We start from the raw sequence: 16,703 nt of genomic DNA on the forward strand, positions 1-16,703 counted from the left end.
GCACACTCAATGGCTGAACTCCTCTACAGACTCGGACGGGCGTGCGCGCACCGCGCACGCACCGTCATCGCCGTCTGGCTGGCACTGCTCATGGCGTCCGGCGCCGCGTTCTTCCTCTTCTCCGGTGAGCTGGAGGGCGGCTTCTCCATCCCCGGGACGCCCACCGACGAGGTGAACCAGCTCCGCGCCGCGGAGTTCTCGGACCTGGCCGGCGGCTCGGGGGCCGCCATCTACCAGACCGAGGACGGCTCGGAGTTCACCGAGGAGCAGCGCGAGGCGATCGCCGACCGCGCCGAACAGGTCGCGGAGGTCCCCGGGGTCGCGGACGCGGTCGACCCGTTCGCCACCGAGGCCGAGCGCGCCGAGGGGGTCCGGGAGCTCGAGGAGAACCGCGAGGAGATCGAGGCCGGACAGGCCGAGCTCGACGCGGGCCGCGAGGCGGCCGAGGCCGCCGGGATGCTGGAGCAGTCGGAGGAGTTCTTCGACGGCCAGCAGGCGGAGATCGACGCCGGCATGGAGATGATCGAGGGCGGCGAGGCCCTCATGGAGATGTCCTCCGGCGTCGGCATGGTCTCCGAGGACGGCGACACCGCCCAGGTCATGGTCTCGTTCACCGCGGAGCAGATGGACGTCTCCCAGGAGACCCGCGACGCCGTGATGGCGGTCTTCGAGGACCACCCGGTCCCCGGCACCACGGTGGACTTCAACAGCGACCTGGCCCAGAGCCTGCCCGCCCTGTTCGGTCCGGCCGAGGTGGTCGGCCTGGTCGTGGCCGCCGTGGTCCTGGTGGTCATGCTGGGCACCCTGGTGGGCGCGGGCCTGCCGCTGCTGACCGCCCTGGTCGGCGTCGGCATCGCCACCCTGATCGCGATGTCGCTGTCGGGGGTGCTGGAGATGGCGTCGGTGACCCCGATCCTGGGCCTGATGCTGGGCCTGGCCGTGGGCATCGACTACGCGCTGTTCATCATCAACCGCCACCGCCGCCAGCTCAAGCAGGGCGTGGAGGTCGGGGAGTCCATCGGCCTGGCCAACGGGACCGCGGGCAACGCCGTGGTCTTCGCCGGGACGACCGTGCTCATCGCCCTGCTGGGCCTGAACCTGACCGGTATCGGGTTCCTGGGGCTCATGGGCACCATGGGCGCGCTGGCCATCGCCGTCGCGGTGGTCGTCGCGGTCACCCTGGTCCCGGCGCTGCTGTCGCTGCGCGGCGAGCGCATCCTGTCCCGCCGCGAGCGCGCCCGTCTCGCCGAGCGGGCGTCCGGCGGGGCGACCGCGGCGGAGACGGTGCGTCCGATGTCGACCGGCCGGGCGCTGCTGCGGGCCGCCGTCGCCGTGGCCGCCCTCGTGGTGGTCGCCCTGCCCGCCCTCGACCTGCGGCTGGGCATGCCCGACGGCTCCTCCGAGTCCACCGACTCCACCCAGTACCGGGCCTACACGATCGTGGAGGAGGAGTTCGGCGAGGGCGCCAACGGCACCCTGCTGGTGATCGCCCGGCTGACCGGCGGCCCGGACGAGGAGACCGCCGAGCTGAACGCGCAGATGGACCAGATCACGGTCGCCGAGAAGATCTACGACTTCGACGACGTGGCGGCCCTGGCGCCCATCGCGTTCTCCGACGACTTCACGTACGCCGCCTTCCAGGTGGTCCCGGTCGAGGGCCCCACCAGCGAGTCCACCGAGCAGCTCGTCCACGACCTTCGCGAGCTGGAGCCCATCAAGGGCACCGGGACGCTCGGCGTCGCGGGCGTGGCCAGCGGCAACATCGACATCTCCGAGACCCTCAACGACGCGCTGCCGACCTACCTGACGGTGGTCGTGGGCATGTCCCTGGTGATCCTGCTGCTGGTGTTCCGGTCGGTGTTCGTGCCGGTCGTGGCCACGCTCGGGTTCATCCTGTCGTTCTTCGCCTCGCTCGGCGGCGTGGTGGCCGTCTACCAGTGGGGGTGGCTGGGCGGCCTCATCGGGCTGGAGAACAGCGGGCCGGTGCTGAACTTCCTGCCGACGATCCTGGCCGGGATCCTCTTCGGCCTGGCGATGGACTACATGCTGTTCATCGGGACGGGCATGCGCGAGGCGTACGTGCACGGCGCGCCCTCCCGCACCGCCGTGGTGCAGGGCTTCCGGGCCGGGCGCTCGGTGGTGACGGCCGCGGCGATCATCATGATCTCGGTGTTCGGCGGGTTCGTGTTCTCGCACTCGGTGATGATCAGCTCGATCGGGTTCGCCCTGGCCTTCGGCGTGCTCATCGACGCGTTCGTGGTGCGGATGCTGCTGGTGCCCGCGCTCATGCACCTGGCCGGCGACGCCGCCTGGTGGCTGCCCAGGTGGCTCGACCGGCTGCTGCCCGACATCGACGTGGAGGGCGCCGCCCTGGAGACCCGCCACCTGCACGCCGGTGAGGGCGGTGAGGAGCCGGGCTCCGAGCGGGAGCCGGCGGACAGCGCCGCGGTCCGCGGCTGACCTGCGAAGCCGAACGGCCCGGACATGCCCCGCGGGGCGTGTCCGGGCCGTTCGTCGCGGGGCGGTCAGGCGGGGACGCGCCTGCGGCCCACGAGGAACCACAGCGCGGACCCGATGAAGGGGGCGACGACCACGAGGACCAGCCACACGAGCTTCATTCCGCCGTCGGTCCGGGAGGCGATGATGCTGATCACCGCGGCGACGACGAACACGACCGCGGCCGCCGCCACCAGCAGTGCGGCGGTGAGTCCGAACGCGGCCAGCGCCGTCTCGCCGGGGAGCGCCTGTGCCAGGGTGAGCATGTCCATGTCCCTTCCCTTCCGCCCGGCACGACCGCGCCGGAACACCTCCGATGCTAGGTTTCCGGCCCGCGCCGGCACATCCGCCGGCGGAACGCTTCCGGATGTCGCCTTCGGCGGCGCCGAGGGCCCGGGCCGGTGATCTTCGTCGGGGGTCCGGCCGACTTTCGTCGGTGTCGGGGAAACGGCCACACGGGGGTCGACGGGCATTCGCCCGCCGCCGGGCCGCCGTCATCCGGCGTTCACCGGGGTCGCCGACGCTGAGGTGTGCAACGAGACGCCGGGAACGGCCGGTCTCACGGAACGAGCATCCACGGCGGTGGCCCATGCCCTCTCCCGTCCACACCATCATCCAGCTCAGCGACGTCCACATCGTCGGCGCGGGCGAGCCCCTGCACGGCACCCAGGACACGGTCGGCCACCTGGCGGCGGCGCTGCGGTCCGTCGAGGAGGCGGGGATCCCCCTCGCCGCCCTGCTGCTGTCCGGCGACCTCGCCGACGAGGGCGACCCGCGCTCCTACGGGATCCTGCGCGAGGCGGTCGAGCCCGTGGCGGAGCGCCTGGGCGTTCCGGCTCTGTACATGATGGGCAACCACGACGAGCGCGGTGCGCTGCGCGCGGGCCTGCTGAACGAACCCGGATCCGACGCGCCCCTGTACTACGTCCACCGGATCGGCGGCCTGCGGATCATCGTCCTGGACAGCACGGTGCCCGGCCACCACCACGGCGAGCTCGGGGAGGAGCAGCTGGAGTGGCTGCGCGAGGAGCTGGCCTCCCCGGCGCCCGAGGGCACGATCCTGGGCCTGCACCACTCCCCGATCCCCTCGCCGCTGCCCCTGATGGACCCGCTGGGGCTGCGCTCCCCCGAGAAGCTCGCCGACGTCCTGCGCGGTGGTGATGTGCGCATGGTGCTGTCCGGGCACGCGCACCACCCGGCCGCCGGGGCCTTCGCCGGGATCCCGGCGTGGATCTCGGGGGCGCTCGCCTACACGGGCGACGCGCTCGGCCCGGAGAACGTCACCCGCGGGCTGGCCGGATCGGCCTTCACCCGGGTCGACGTGTACCCGGACACGGTGGTGGCCTCCTCCGTCTCACTGGTGCCCGCGGGCACCGAGCCCCTCTACGAGGTCGGCGCCGAGCGGTCGGACGGCTGACCCCGGCCGCCCAGGGACCTTCGGGAACGCCGTCCGGTGTGGCCGGGGGTCGTGAGGCGCCCGGCGGGGTTCCGGAGGAGCGGTCCTCAAGGGAGGCCTGTGGCCGTAGGCCGTCCGTTGAGGACCTTCCGCCACTCGACGGGCGGGCCGAAGCGCGGCGGAGGTCCGAAGAGCACGGCCTAGTAGCGGGCCGCGGGGGAGCGGACCATCAGCCGGCCCTCCACCACGGACGTCTCCAGGACCTCCGGTGCGGCGGTCGCGGGCCCGTGGACGACGCTCCCGTCCTCCACCCGGAACTCGCTCCCGTGCCACGGGCAGCGGATGCACCCGTCGACCAGGTCCCCCTCCGCCAGGGGCGCCCCCATGTGGGGGCAGGCGCCCAGCAGGGCGGACACCGACTCCCCCTCCCGTACCACCACGACGGGGACGCCGTCGGCGTCCGCCCGGCCCGGGCTCCCCTCCGGGAAGCCGTCCAGCGGCCCCAGGTCGCTCCAGCCTTCGGGCACCAGGTCGATCAGGGCGTCGGCGCTGTTGGCGCCGCTCGCCCGGTAGTAGGAGAGGTGCCCGCCGAGCAGGCCGCCCAGGCCCACCGCGCCCGCCCCGGCCAGGCCCAGGGCCACGCCCCAGCCCTCGCGTCCGCGCAGCCGGGACAGCAGGGACACCCCGAAGAGCAGGGTGGCCGCGCCGTTGGCGGCCGCGTGCACCGCCCCTACGCGCCGCTGCCGCTCGTGCAGCCGCGACCAGTCGGCCAGTCCCGCCACCGCGGCAGGGAGGGCGGCGAGGATGCCCGTCCCGATCAGCAGGCGGGACGCGCGCCGGTTCCCGCCCGGCAGCACGTCGAGCAGGACCGCCGCGGTCCAGGTGCCGATCGGCAGGTGCACCGCGATGGGGTGGACGGGGTGCCCGAGCGGTACCCCGTGCAGGAGGTCGCGCGCCTTCCCGGCGGGGAGGCGTTCGGCGATCCCCGCCAGGCGGGAGACCGCCGGGTCCAGGCGGTCCTCGCGTTCGATCCTGCGGATGCGTTCACCGAGTCTCATGGGCGGGCGACTACCCGTTCGGCCGCGCCCCACGCATCAGGTCCCGGGGCCCCGACCGGCACGCCGTTTGCCGGATCCGCCGCGGGGTAGTCGCCGGGCTTGGAAGACGAAGCGGACCGACGAACGGGACGGGAGTTACGCGATGACGAGCCGCGAGCGGCTGATCGACTGGCTCAACGACGCCTACGCGATGGAGCGGTCTCTGGAGGAGACCCTGGAGCGCCACCTCAAGGACGCCGAGGGCGAGCCCGAGGTGCACGCGCGGATCCAGCGCCACCTGGAGGAGACCCGCCGCCAGGCGGAGACGGTCGAGTCCTGTGTGCAGTCGCTGGGCGGGAAGGTCTCCAAGGTCAAGTCCGTCTTCGCCGAGATGATGGGCGCCGTCCAGGGGATGGCGAACAGGCCGGCGAAGGACACCCTGGTCAAGAACTCGCTGGCCGACTACGCGGCCGAGCACTTCGAGATCGCCTGCTACAAGGCGCTCATCGTCGCCGCCCGGGAGCTCGGCGAGGTGGGGATCGCCGAGAGGCTGACCGGCATCCTCCGGGAGGAGGAGGCCATGGCGCGCTTCCTGGAGGAGAAGCTCCCGCACGCCGTCCGCGGCGCGCTCGCCGACGCCGACGCGTAGCCGGGGGTGGGAGGGGCCGCCGTCCGCGGGACGGCGGCCCCTCACCCGTCCCCGTGCTCGCGCAGCATGCGCAGCACGGCCTCCTCCACTCCCCCCTGGGTGGCGAGCTCCCCGGCGCGGACCCCCTCCCCCAGGTCGGGCAGCGCGTCCGCGACCGTCACGCCGCGCTCACCGAGGCGGAAGACCCTGGGGTCGATGTAGGAGTCGCGGGCCACCGCCTCGGTGTTGCCGAGGCGGTGGGCCACCTCGCGGACCACGTGGGCCCGCAGCCCGTCGGACACCCCTCCGCCGTCGGCGGGGCGCGCCACCGCGACGCCGACGGCGGCCAGGACCGTGGCGTGCCAGGTGCGGAACTCCTTGACGGTGTGGTCCTCCCCGGTGATCTCGCGCAGGTAGGCGTTGAGGTCGCCGTCGGCCACGTCGTGCCAGCCGCCCTCCACGCGGTAGGCGAAGAGGTCCTGGCCCGGGGAGCGGGCGCGCTGGAGCGAGGCGACCACGCGGACGACCCCGGGTTCGGAGCACTCGAACCTCCGGCACCGGCCCGCCTTGGCGGGGAACTCGAACACGGCCGTGCCGCGGGTGCGGTGCACGTGCTCGCGCAGCAGGGTGGCCACCCCGTAGGAGTCGTTGCGGGCGGCGTACTCGTCCCCTCCGGCCCGCAGGAGCCCGAGGTCGACCAGCCGGACCGCCGCGGCCAGGACGCGTTCGCGCACCAGGCCGCGCAGGTCCAGGTGGCGGTCCGCCGTCCGCCTGATCCGGGGCAGCGCTTCGGCGAGGCCCAGCATGTCGTCGTACTTGGCCTCCTCGCGCCTGCGCCGCCATTCCGGGTGGTAGATGTACTGGCGCCGCCCGGCGTCGTCGGTGCCGCACGCCTGGATGTGGCCGTCCGGGGAGGGGCAGATCCACACGTCGTGCCAGCCGGGCGGCACGACGAGCCCCTTGATCCGCCGCACCAGTGCCTCGTCGGTCACCGGCTCGCCCCCGGGGCCGTAGTAGCGGAAGCCGCGCCCGCGCCGGACACGCGTGATGCCCGCGGTGCCCGGGTCGCTGCGCTCGATCCCCATGGCGCCCCCTTCGTGCTCCCGGTCCCGTCCCGTGCGGACGGGCCCCGTCGAACCCTGATACCCGCGCCGGGCGCCCAGGACCGCCCGGGAGGCGTGTCCGCTGCGGCGGTCAGTCCCCGCGGGGGGCGCGGAGGCCGGCCAGGAGGATCCCGACCATGCGCTCGGCGTCGTAGTCGGGGTCGGTCTCGGCGCCGGCGCAGAGGTTGCCGATGGCGCGCATCAGCTCGTAGGCGCCGATCCCGGCGGTGAGCTGGCCGGCGTCGGCCGCCGCGCGGAGGATCTCCTCGCAGACGGGCACGAGCCGGTCCAGGAAGGAGGCGTGCAGGGCCTGGAACCCGGCGCTGTCGCCCTGCATGGCGGCGGCGAGGCCGTGTTTGGTGACCAGGAACCCCACGAAGAGCCCCGCCCACTCCACCAGCGCGTCGTGGGGGGTGTCGGCGGTGGCCAGTAGCCGGGGGCCGGCCTCGGCGCAGGCCTCGATCTGGTGGCGGTAGACGGCGGTGACCAGGTCGGCGCGGGTCGGGAAGTGGCGGTAGACGGTGCCCATGCCGACGCCCGCGCGGGCGGCGATCGCGCGCACGGGGGCGTCGACGCCGGACTCGACGAAGACGGCGGCCGCGGCGTCCAGCAGGACCTGCTCGTTGCGCCGGGCGTCGGCCCGCCTGCGCGGCGCTCCGCCGCCCTGTTCCCGGTCCGCCACTGTTCTCCGCCCCTTCTCCGCACGGCCTTGTTAAACGGAGCACTGTTCCGTATATTCAACCGGAGCAACGTTCCGCTTGTTCATTGTGGCACGGACGAGGGCCTCTCCGCCGTGCCCGCCGAAGGGAATCACCATGAGCGGCCCCACCCCGGTCATCTCCGTCGGACCCGTCGTCCTCCCCGCCCCCGGGCGCGGCGTGGACCTGCACGTCCGCGTCTCCGCGCCCGCCACGGGCGACGGCCCCCTGCCGGTCGTCGTCTTCTCGCACGGGTTCGGGGAGTCCATGGACGGCTACGCGCCGCTGGCCGACCACTGGGCCGCGCACGGGTTCGTCGTGGTCCGGCCCACCCACCTCGACTCCCGGAGGCTGGGACTCGCCCCCGACGACCCCCGCACCCCCGAGATCTGGCGCATCCGCGTGGACGACCTCGTCCGGGTCCTGGACGGCCTCGACGCACTGGAGGCCGCCGTCCCCGGACTGGCCGGGCGGTCGGACCGCGGCCGCGTCGCCGTCGCGGGCCACTCCTGGGGAGCTCAGACGGCCGGGACCCTGCTGGGCGCGCGGGTGCTGGACGCCGACGGCGTGCCCGGCGAGGACCTGGCCGACCCGCGGGTCGGGGCGGGCGTACTGCTCGCGGCGGCCGGGCGCGGCGGGGACGACCTCACACCGTTCGCCGCAGAGCACTTCCCGTTCATGAACCCGGACTTCGCCGGGATGGCGACCCCCGCCCTGGTCGTGGCCGGGGACGACGACCACTCACGGCTCTCCGTGCGGGGACCGGACTGGTGGACCGACGCCTACCACCTGAGCCCGGGACGCAAGAGCCTGCTGACACTGTCCGGCGCGCACCACTCCCTGGGCGGGGTGTCGGGGTACGGCGCGGCGGAGACGACCGACGAGTCCCCGGAGCGGGTGGCGCTGCTACAGCGCCTGACCACGGCCTACCTGCGCGACGCGCTCGGCGTCGAGCACGAGTCCTGGAAGCGGGAGTGCGCGGCCCTGGAGGGGTCCCCGCTGGGCCGCCTCGAATCCCGGGGGTGACCGGCGGCCTCACCCCGGCCCCGCGGACCCCGCCGGCTCCGCCGGGGCCGCGGGCGCGCGCCCGCGGGCGAGGGTCCGCAGCAGCCGCTCGGCGGGGCCGTGCCGCCCCGCCCGTTCCAGGGCGGCCGCCAGGGCCACCGACACGAGCCAGGTCGCGACCGCCAGCAGGGCGGCCTGCCACTGCGTGAGGACGCCGCCGAGCCCCAGCCCCCAGGCGCACAGCACGGGCGCGAAGACCGCGGACTGGAACAGGTAGCAGGACAGGGACCTGCGGCCCGTGGCCGTCAGCGCGGACACGAGCGGGCCGGGCTCGCGGGAGGCCGTGACCCGCGCCGCGACGAGGGCGATCAGCGCCGCGTAGCCGAGTCCGGCGAACAGCCCGGTGAACCCGTTGAGCATGACCGGCGCCCACTCGGGGAGGTCCCACACGCCGTGGTGGACCAGGGCGGACGGGGCGGCCCCGGCCCATCCTGCCGCGATGCCGAGGATCGCCGTGCGCACCAGCAGCGGCCGGTGCGCCCCCGGCTCCTCCAGCACCCGGTGCCGGGCGCAGACGATCGCGACCAGGACCGCGATCGGCACCACGAGGCCGAGCAGCCCCTGCCCCACGGTCACGACGGCCCACATCCCCAGCCGCGGCAGGACCGACGCGGCGTACGGCGTGATCCCGGCGAGCTGCGGCACCGCCCCCGGCGACGGGGCCGGTCCGTGGGCCGTGACGGCGGCCGCCACCACGGCGGCCGCCGCCGCGAGGCCCAGCAGGCAGGCGAGCCCCGCGGCCCACGCCACGAGGGTCCCGCTCGCGCGGCGCAGGAACAGCCCGGTCACGACCAGGCCGACGAGGCCGTAGGCGCCCAGGACGTCGCCGGACCAGAGCAGCGCGGCGTGGACCGCGCCGAAGGCGATCATCCAGAGGTGACGCGACCGGAGCAGGCGGAGCGCCGGGGCGCCGTCCGGCGCCCTCCCCTGCCGCCGGGCGTAGAGCTGCCACAGGCCGTAGCCGAAGAGGAAGGCGAAGAGCGGATAGCTCCGCCCGTCGACCGCGACGATCGCGACGGTCTGCCACAGGGCGTCGGCCCCGGTGGCGCCCGTGCGGTGGGCGCCGACGCCGGAGGTCACCGCTCCGAAGAGGAACCACGGCACGTTGGCCAGGGCGATGGGCAGGAGCATGACCCCGCGGGCGAGGTCGGGGGCGGGAGCGCGTCCGCCGGAACGGGGCGCGGGTGCGTGGTCGGCCATGGTGTCGTCTCCGTGTGCGCCGGCGCCGGGCCTACGGGGCCCCGTGCCCGGCCGGGGAGCCGCCGTCGGCCGCGTGCGCCAGGGCGCTGGGAGTAAGGCGCCCCACGATGGCCGGGGCCTCGCCGACCAGCGTGTCGTCGGTGAGCGCCGCCACCATGAACAGGGCGAAGTCCACCCGCCGGGTCAGGTTGCTCGCGAGCACCGGGTCGCCCACGTGGCGGCTCCACACCGGCAGCCCCTGGCTCTCGCCCTCCTCCAGGTCGCTCCCCCGGACCAGGGTCCACCTCCGGTCGCTGGCGAAGATCCGGCGGGCGGCCTCCACCTGGTCGTCGACCTCGACGGCGCGCAGCAGGCGGGCCAGCACGGTGACCACGCGGACGGTCGCCCGGAACCGCCGGGTGTAGCGGTCCCGCCCGTCCCGGGCGACGTGCCAGCCGCAGGAGAAGACCAGCCGCGCACCGGGTTCGGCGAAGTCGAGCACCGCCTGCGCCGTGCCCGACGAGTACTGCCGGACGCCCCAGGGCACCAGCACGGTCAGCACCCCGTCGCACCCGGCGACCGCCCGACGGACCACCTCCCGGTCGTTCGTGTCCCCGGGGACGACGGTGATCCGGTCGGCGAAGTCCGCGAGCTTGGGGACGCTGCGCTCGCGGCAGACGCCCACCACCTCGTACCCCCGGTCCAGGGCGTGCCCGACCATGTACCGCCCGAGCTTGCCCGAGGCCCCGATGACGCACACCTTCCGCATGGCCCTGCTCCCCTCGCACCACTGCACTGACTTACGGTGTAAGTAACGTTAGACTTACCTCGTAAGTTTTGGCAAGGCCCGAGGAGGCACATTGGCCGAACGCGGACGCCCCAGGCACCCCCGGCTGAGCCGGGAGCGCGTCATCGCCGCCGCGACCGCCCTGGCCGACGAGAAGGGCGGGGCCGGGGTCACCATGCGGGCCGTCGCCGGCCGGCTGGGCGTCGAGGCGATGTCGCTCTACAATCACGTGGCCAACCGCGAGGCCCTCCTCGACGGGATGGTCGACGCGGTGTTCGCCGAGATCGACCTCCCCGGCCCCGCCTCGGACTGGCGGTCCGCCGTGCGCGACCGCGCCGCCTCCGCCCGCGCCGCGCTGCGCCGCCACCCCTGGGCGGTGGGCCTGCTGGACTCCCGCACCGACCCCGGCCCGGCGACGCTGCGCCACCACGACACCGTCCTGGGCGTCCTGCGCTCCCAGGGCTTCTCCGTGGGCCTGGCCGTGCGCGCGGTGTCCCTGATCGACAGCTACGTGTACGGGTTCGTCATGCAGGAGCTGAGCCTGCCCTTCACCGACCGCGAGAGCCTGGCCGAGGTCGCGGGCGGCATCCTGGACGGCCCCCTGGCCGAGTCCCACCCGCACCTGGCCGAGGTCATCGCGGCCCAGGCCCTGGCCGAGGACTACGACCCCGACGAGGACTTCGCGTTCGGGCTCTCGCTCATCCTCGGCGCCCTCCGCCCCGACGAGGCGCCGGCGGCGGACGGGCGCGGGGACGGCGGCGACCGGAGGTAGCGCCGCCCCCGCGGTCAGGGGTCGCTGCGCGCGAACCGGACCGCGGCGGCGCAGCCGGCCAGCGCGATCCACCCCAGCAGCACGAGCGCTCCCGTGGCCCCGGTGAGCACGGTGTCGGACGGGTCGAACAGCAGCGCCCCCGCCCGGTCCGGCAGCCAGCGGGCGTGCTCGGTGAGCCCGCCCAGCAGCGGGGAGGCGATCAGGACCAGGGACAGCATCCCGACCAGCGCCGGGACCAGGTGCCGCAGCAGCAGCGCGACGGTGTGGGAGAGCAGGCCCAGCAGTGCCAGGTGGACCGCCGCGCCCAGGGCGGTGCGCGGGTCGGCGCTCTCCCAGACGGGCCCCGCGCCGAGCAGGCGGCCGGTCACCGCGGCCGCCGCCGTGCCCGCGCCGACGGTCGCCGCGGCGGTGAGCGCCACCGCGGCCAGCGCCGCCGCGGTCTTGCCCGCCAGCAGCAGCCCGCGGCCCGGGACCGCCACCAGGGACGTCCGGATCTGCGCCCCCGCGTACTCGTGGGCGGCGGCCCAGACCCCGACCAGGACCAGGCCCGCCTGCACGTACGGGACCGCCTGGACCACCGCGGCCACCGGGGAGCCCGCGCTCCCCCGGTCGGCGGCGTACGCCGCCAGGGCCGCGGTGATCACCGCCCCCACCAGGACCGTGGCGACGGCCGACGCCACGGCGGCGGGCAGGGTGCCCAGTTTGGCGAGCTCGGCGGCGGTGACCCCGTACAGGCGCGCCATCGGGGACACCGGGGCGTGTACCCGCGGGTGCGCCGCCCCGCGCACGGCCGCGCTCACGCGTCCCGCCGGGAGAACACAGCGGCGGCCACCACCAGCAGCCCCAGCGTCCAGGCCGCCATCACGAGCGCCCCGGGCACCGCGTCCAGTCCGCCCTCGACCGTGCCCAGCCCGCCGAAGAGGCGGCGCCCCGCCATGTCCGGCAGCCAGTGCGCGAGCGGCGTCAGGCGCGTGAGCAGCAGTGAGAACGAGACCAGGGAGCTGTTCACGATGAGGACGATGAGCGGGACGACCCCGCTGCGGGTCAGCACCGTGATCGCGAAGGCGATCAGCCCCGTGAGCACCCAGTAGAGCGTCGCCCCCAGGAAACGGTGCAGCATCTCCTCCGGGGTCACGGTCTCGGCGGCGTCGCCACCGATCACGAGGCGGGCGACGCCTACGCTCGCGGGGATGGTGACCGCGGCGGTCGCGGCGACCGCCAGGACCACGGTCAGGGCCTTGGCCAGGAGCAGGCGCACCCGGGACGGGACCGCGGCCAGCGTCGCGGTGATCTGGCGGCCGCCGCCCGCGTCGGGGCTGTTCGAGGTGTACTCGCTGCTGACGACGACCACACCGAGCACGACCGCGCCGACGGTGCCCAGCGGAACGGCCGCGTAGCCGACCTCGAACGGCGACGTCAGGCCCTCCGTGCCGGACCGGGCGGAGAGGGCGTTGAGCAGCGTGATCAGGGCCGAGCCCAGCAGCGCCACCAGCACGGCCACCCCTGTCGCGGGCAGGGAGGCGGCCTTGCGCAGCTCGGCGCCGAGGATTCCCACGGACCTCATCTCCCGGCCTCCCCCGCACCCGCGGCCCCCGTGAGGGCGAAGAAGGCGTCCTCCAGGCTCGGGTGGCCGGCGGTGACCTCGTCCAGCGTCCCCCGCGCGGCGATCCGGCCCCCGGCGATGACCACGAGGTCGTCGGCGATCCCGGCGACCTCCCCCATCAGGTGGCTGGACAGCAGCACCGTGCCCCCGGCCTCGGCGTGGCCGCGCAGCAGGCCGCGCATCCACCGGATGCCCTCCGGGTCCAGGCCGTTGACCGGCTCGTCCAGCACCAGCGCCTCCGGCTCGCCCAACAGCGCGGTGGCCAGGCCCAGGCGCTGGCCCATGCCCAGGGAGTACCGGCCCACCCGCACCCGCCCGGAGTCCGCCAGGCCGACCTGTTCCAGCACCTCGCCGACCCTGCGCCGGGGGATGCCGTTGCTGCGCGCGACCCACGCCAGATGGGCCCGGGCCGTGCGGGAGCGGTGCGCGCCAGAGCCGTCGAGCATCGAGCCGACCGTGCGCAGCGGATCGCGCAGGCTCCGGTAGGGGCGGCCCCCGACCAGGGCCGTGCCGCCGTCGGCGCGGTCCAGGCCGAGCAGGATGCGGAGGGTGGAGGACTTGCCCGCGCCGTTGGGCCCGAGGAACGCCGTCACCCGGCCGGGGCGGGCCTCGAACCCGACCCCGTCCAGGACGGGGCGTCGGCCCCGGCGCTTGGTGAGCTGTTCGATCGTGATCATGCCCGCCATTCCAGCGGCCGCGCCGGTCCCCGCCATCGGACCGGGGGCGGGTCTTGCGCGCCCCGGCTCCTCCCCGGGTCGCTCCGACCGTGGTCGGATGTGCGGCGGCGGCCGCGGAACCTAGACTCGGCCGGATGGAACGGACACAGGAGGCGGTGGCGGACCGCCCCGTGCTGCGCTCCCGCGCCGGAGCGGTCGCGTCCGCCGCCCTGGCCCTGCTCGCCCTCGCGCTGGCCTCCACCGGCGCGGAGCCCCGCGTCCTGGCACTGGCCGGGGTGTGCGCCATCGCCGCCTCCGCCGCGGCGGTCGTCGTCTGGGCCGTGCTGCACTCCCGCCGGCGGCGGCGTGCCCACGAGGACGCGCTGACCCTGTGGGCGGCCGAGCGCGCCGCCCAGACCGAGCGCCTGCGCATCGCCCGCGACCTGCACGACCTGGCCTCCCACGGGCTCGGGCTGATCACCGTCCGCGCCGCGGCGGCGCGCACCGCGGCCGGCCCGGAGGGCGAGGCGGAGCGCGTACGGGCGCTGGCCGACATCGAACGGGCGGGCCGGGAGGCCACGACCGAACTGCGCCGCATGCTCACCGTGCTGCGGACCCCGGGTGAGGAGGCCGAGCCGGCCCGGCTGCGCCCGGCCGAGACCCTGCGCGACCTGCCCGCCATCGTCGAGTCGGCGCGCCGCGGCGGGGTCGCCGCCGTCCTGGACCTGGGCGGGACCGGGGAGGTGTCGGCGGGCGCGCAGCTCACCGTGTGCGCGGTGGTCCGCGAGGGGCTGGCCAACACCGCCCGCCACGCGGGGCCCGTGCCCGCCCGTGTCACCGTGCTCCGCCGGGGCGGCGCGGTCGTGGTCGCGGTCGAGGACGACGGCCCCGCCCCCGACTGGCGGCCCCACCCGGGGACCGGCCGGGGCATCACCGGCCTGCGCGAACGCGTCGCCCTGCTCGGCGGCACGGTGCGCGCCGAGCGCACCGGGCGCGGGTTCCGGCTCACCGCGACCGTTCCGGACGGGGAGGGCCGATGACCGGCGGACCGGGGAACGGCGGCCCGGCCGACCGTGGACGGGCGGACGACGGGCGGGCGGACGGCGGCCCGGTCCGCGTGCTGGTCGCCGACGACCAGCCGCTCATCCGCCACAGCCTCCGGCTGATCATCGACGGCGCCCCCGGGCTCGGCGTCGTCGGCGAGGCCGACACGGGGGAGGGCGCGTTCGAGCGGGCGGTGGAACTGCGCCCGGACATCGTGCTGATGGACATCCGCATGCCGGGCGGCGACGGCATCGAGGCGACCCGGCGCATCACCGGCCACCCGGACCTGGCCGCCACCCGCGTCCTCGTGCTCAGCATGTTCGAGCTGGACGAGTACGTCCGCGCCGCGCTGGGCGCGGGGGCCAGCGGGTTCCTGCTCAAGGACGCCGAACCGGCCCGGCTGGTCGACGCGGTCGCGCGCACCCACGCGGGCGAGTCGCTGTTCGCCCCGGACATCCTCACCCGGCTCGTCGCCCACTACGTGGACCGGCCCGCGCCCCCGGCCGGGCAGGGGCCGCGGGTGCTCACCGCGCGCGAGACGGAGGTGCTGACCCTGGTGGGGCGCGGCCTGTCCAACCAGGACATCGCCGCGGCCCTGACCATCTCCATCGGCACCGTCAAGACCCACATCGGGCACCTGCTCGCCAAGCTGCACGCACGCGACCGGGCCCAGCTCGTCATCGCGGCCTACGAGCACGGCCTCGTCCGGGCCGGCACCCCGGGACCGGACCCGGCGGGCCGGTCCTCCCGCCCCGAGCGGCGTTCCGATCCGCACACCCGCCGGACACCGTGAAACGGACAGTGCCCGTGTTCACCACGCCCCGTGTCCGATAACCCTTCCGAGGCACACTATTCTTGCCTCTGACCAGGGATCCGGGTTCTCGCCCGCCGAACCCGGTCCGCCGCGGACGCGAACGGCCCCGACCCCCCGGAACCGCTCCCGCTTCCGTTCCTCCCCCGGGGACACGTCCCGGTGTGCCCGGGCCGCCCCCTGGTTTCCCACCCGGCGACGCCACCGCGACAACCCGGAGCAGACCCTGCCGTGTCCATTCTCGAAGCCATCGTCCTAGGCCTGGTCCAAGGCCTGACCGAGTTCCTCCCGATCTCCTCCAGCGGGCACCTGCGCGTGGTGTCCGCCTTCTTCGGCTGGCCCGACCCCGGAGCCGCCTTCACCGCCGTCAGCCAGATCGGGACCGAACTGGCCGTCGTCATCTACTTCCGCCAGCGGATCTGGGCGATCCTGTCCACCTGGACCAGGTCGCTGTTCGACCGCCGCCTGCGCGGCGACGTCAACGCCCGCATGGGCTGGTACGTCATCCTCGGTTCGATCCCGATCGTGGTGCTGGGGCTGCTGCTGGAGGACCAGATCGACAGCGTCTTCCGGGACCTGCGCCTGGTCGCGCTCAACCTCATCATCTTCGGCGTCTTCCTGGGCCTGGCGGACCACTACTCCCGCAAGCACCGCACGCTGGAGGACCTCAACATCCCGCGCGGCCTGGGCTTCGGCCTCTTCCAGGCCCTGGCCCTGATCCCCGGCGTCTCCCGCTCCGGCGGCACCATCACCGGTGGAATGCTGATGGGCTTCAACCGCAAGGACGCGGCCGAGTACGCCTTCCTGCTGGCCCTGCCCGCCGTGTTCGGCGCGGGCCTGTACAAGCTGACCGACATCGGCGACAGCGAGTACGCCGGATGGGGCGCCACGATCGTGGGCACGGTCATCGCGGGCGTGGTCGGGTTCGTGGTGATCGCCTGGCTGATGAAGTTCATCTCCACGCACAGCTACATGCCGTTCGTCTACTACCGCGTGGGCCTGGGCATCGTCATCCTGGCCCTGGTGAGCTGGGGCGCGCTCGACCCGCAGGGCGGCGCGGAGTCCCAGGCGGGGCGCAGCGAGGTCGTCGCCGAGGAGCAGGCCCCCCGGCAGGAGGAGGAGCAGGAGGAGACCGGGACCCCGCCGTCGGAGGAGTCCCCCGCCGCGCCCTCCCCGGAGCCCTCCGCCGACCCGTCCGAGGGCGTCGCCGGGCAGGAGGGGACCCCGCAGACCGACCCGGTGACCGGCTGGGAGATCGACCCCGCCTCCGGGCTGCCGCGCAACCCCGAGACCGGGCTACTGCACGACCCGGACCTGGGCATGGACGTCGACTACGACCCGGCCACGGGGCTGGCCACCAACCCGATGACCGGCGAGCAGTACGACCCCACCCCCTGAGCAGGATCCGGCCCGGGGCCGCCGTGACGA

Annotated in this window: 17 protein-coding genes; 8 read left to right on the plus strand and 9 right to left on the minus strand. The window is 75.0% G+C overall.

Annotation, left to right across the window (positions count from 1 at the left end; genetic code table 11):
- The first annotated feature begins 9 nt into the window (after positions 1 to 9).
- Positions 10 to 2,460 carry an MMPL family transporter gene (locus K1J57_RS07020; RefSeq protein ID WP_220563651.1) on the plus strand — a complete coding sequence of 817 codons (2,451 nt, stop codon included), beginning with the start codon at positions 10 to 12 and terminating at the stop codon, positions 2,458 to 2,460.
- Between the two features lie 65 nt (positions 2,461 to 2,525).
- On the opposite strand, the gene K1J57_RS07025 is transcribed toward K1J57_RS07020, so the two are convergent.
- Positions 2,526 to 2,768, minus strand: coding sequence for a PLDc N-terminal domain-containing protein (locus K1J57_RS07025; protein WP_220563652.1), 243 nt, complete (start codon positions 2,766 to 2,768; stop codon positions 2,526 to 2,528).
- A gap of 317 nt (positions 2,769 to 3,085) precedes the next feature.
- On the opposite strand from K1J57_RS07025, the gene K1J57_RS07030 reads away from it, so the two are divergent.
- On the plus strand, positions 3,086 to 3,913 hold the full coding sequence (locus K1J57_RS07030; RefSeq protein ID WP_220563653.1) for a metallophosphoesterase: 828 nt from the start codon (positions 3,086 to 3,088) through the stop codon (positions 3,911 to 3,913).
- Between the two features lie 179 nt (positions 3,914 to 4,092).
- On the opposite strand, the gene K1J57_RS07035 is transcribed toward K1J57_RS07030, so the two are convergent.
- Positions 4,093 to 4,950, minus strand: a complete 858-nt coding sequence (locus tag K1J57_RS07035) for a Rieske 2Fe-2S domain-containing protein (RefSeq protein WP_220563654.1) — start codon at positions 4,948 to 4,950, stop codon at positions 4,093 to 4,095.
- Between the two features lie 142 nt (positions 4,951 to 5,092).
- On the opposite strand from K1J57_RS07035, the gene K1J57_RS07040 reads away from it, so the two are divergent.
- Positions 5,093 to 5,578, plus strand: a complete 486-nt coding sequence (locus K1J57_RS07040) for a ferritin-like domain-containing protein (protein WP_220563655.1) — start codon at positions 5,093 to 5,095, stop codon at positions 5,576 to 5,578.
- 41 nt (positions 5,579 to 5,619) lie between these two features.
- Here K1J57_RS07040 and K1J57_RS07045 read toward each other — a convergent pair whose 3' ends face one another.
- Positions 5,620 to 6,642, minus strand: coding sequence for a DNA topoisomerase IB (locus K1J57_RS07045; RefSeq protein WP_220563656.1), 1,023 nt, complete (start codon positions 6,640 to 6,642; stop codon positions 5,620 to 5,622).
- Between the two features lie 109 nt (positions 6,643 to 6,751).
- Positions 6,752 to 7,342 (minus strand): TetR/AcrR family transcriptional regulator, encoded by a 591-nt coding sequence (locus K1J57_RS07050; protein WP_220563657.1) that lies wholly within the window; start codon positions 7,340 to 7,342, stop codon positions 6,752 to 6,754.
- Positions 7,343 to 7,475: 133 nt separating this feature from the next.
- Between K1J57_RS07050 and K1J57_RS07055 the strand changes: the two genes are divergently transcribed.
- The gene (locus K1J57_RS07055) at positions 7,476 to 8,384 is read left to right on the plus strand and encodes a serine aminopeptidase domain-containing protein (RefSeq protein WP_220563658.1); all 909 of its coding nucleotides are present in this window, start codon (positions 7,476 to 7,478) and stop codon (positions 8,382 to 8,384) included.
- A 9-nt stretch (positions 8,385 to 8,393) separates the two neighbouring features.
- Here K1J57_RS07055 and K1J57_RS07060 read toward each other — a convergent pair whose 3' ends face one another.
- Both K1J57_RS07060 and K1J57_RS07065 read right to left on the minus strand, forming a co-directional pair.
- Positions 8,394 to 9,623 (minus strand): DUF418 domain-containing protein, encoded by a 1,230-nt coding sequence (locus tag K1J57_RS07060; RefSeq protein WP_220563659.1) that lies wholly within the window; start codon positions 9,621 to 9,623, stop codon positions 8,394 to 8,396.
- 31 nt (positions 9,624 to 9,654) lie between these two features.
- Entirely contained in the window at positions 9,655 to 10,371 is a 717-nt protein-coding gene (locus K1J57_RS07065; RefSeq protein WP_220563660.1) for an NAD(P)-dependent oxidoreductase, read from the minus strand.
- A gap of 91 nt (positions 10,372 to 10,462) precedes the next feature.
- Here K1J57_RS07065 and K1J57_RS07070 point away from each other — a divergent pair, with 91 nt between their 5' ends.
- Complete coding sequence (locus tag K1J57_RS07070) at positions 10,463 to 11,161, plus strand: TetR/AcrR family transcriptional regulator (RefSeq protein ID WP_255646871.1); 699 nt, start codon at positions 10,463 to 10,465, stop codon at positions 11,159 to 11,161.
- Between the two features lie 14 nt (positions 11,162 to 11,175).
- Here the strand turns inward: K1J57_RS07070 and K1J57_RS07075 are convergent, their stop codons facing one another.
- Genes K1J57_RS07075 through K1J57_RS07085 form a run of 3 tightly spaced genes read right to left on the minus strand, consistent with a single transcriptional unit; the run spans position 11,176 to position 13,441 of the window.
- Complete coding sequence (locus K1J57_RS07075; protein WP_220563661.1) at positions 11,176 to 11,904, minus strand: ABC transporter permease; 729 nt, start codon at positions 11,902 to 11,904, stop codon at positions 11,176 to 11,178.
- A gap of 53 nt (positions 11,905 to 11,957) precedes the next feature.
- On the minus strand, positions 11,958 to 12,725 hold the full coding sequence (locus K1J57_RS07080; protein WP_220563662.1) for an ABC transporter permease: 768 nt from the start codon (positions 12,723 to 12,725) through the stop codon (positions 11,958 to 11,960).
- Positions 12,722 to 13,441 carry an ABC transporter ATP-binding protein gene (locus K1J57_RS07085; RefSeq protein ID WP_220563663.1) on the minus strand — a complete coding sequence of 240 codons (720 nt, stop codon included), beginning with the start codon at positions 13,439 to 13,441 and terminating at the stop codon, positions 12,722 to 12,724. The genes K1J57_RS07080 and K1J57_RS07085 overlap by 4 nt, the downstream gene beginning before the upstream one ends.
- A 134-nt stretch (positions 13,442 to 13,575) precedes the next feature.
- Here K1J57_RS07085 and K1J57_RS07090 point away from each other — a divergent pair, with 134 nt between their 5' ends.
- The 3 genes from K1J57_RS07090 to K1J57_RS07100 all read left to right on the plus strand — a co-directional run bounded on the left by K1J57_RS07090 (position 13,576) and on the right by K1J57_RS07100 (position 16,673).
- Entirely contained in the window at positions 13,576 to 14,460 is an 885-nt protein-coding gene (locus tag K1J57_RS07090; protein WP_220563664.1) for a sensor histidine kinase, read from the plus strand.
- On the plus strand, positions 14,457 to 15,257 hold the full coding sequence (locus tag K1J57_RS07095) for a response regulator transcription factor (RefSeq protein WP_220563665.1): 801 nt from the start codon (positions 14,457 to 14,459) through the stop codon (positions 15,255 to 15,257). Before K1J57_RS07090 ends, K1J57_RS07095 begins: the two co-directional genes overlap by 4 nt.
- Before the next feature lie 249 nt (positions 15,258 to 15,506).
- The gene (locus K1J57_RS07100; RefSeq protein WP_220563666.1) at positions 15,507 to 16,673 is read left to right on the plus strand and encodes an undecaprenyl-diphosphate phosphatase; all 1,167 of its coding nucleotides are present in this window, start codon (positions 15,507 to 15,509) and stop codon (positions 16,671 to 16,673) included.
- The last annotated feature ends 30 nt before the right edge of the window (positions 16,674 to 16,703 follow it).

It is taken from the genome of Nocardiopsis sp. MT53, from assembly GCF_019598965.1.
In the GTDB taxonomy this organism is placed as follows: Bacteria; Actinomycetota; Actinomycetes; order Streptosporangiales; family Streptosporangiaceae; genus Nocardiopsis; species Nocardiopsis changdeensis.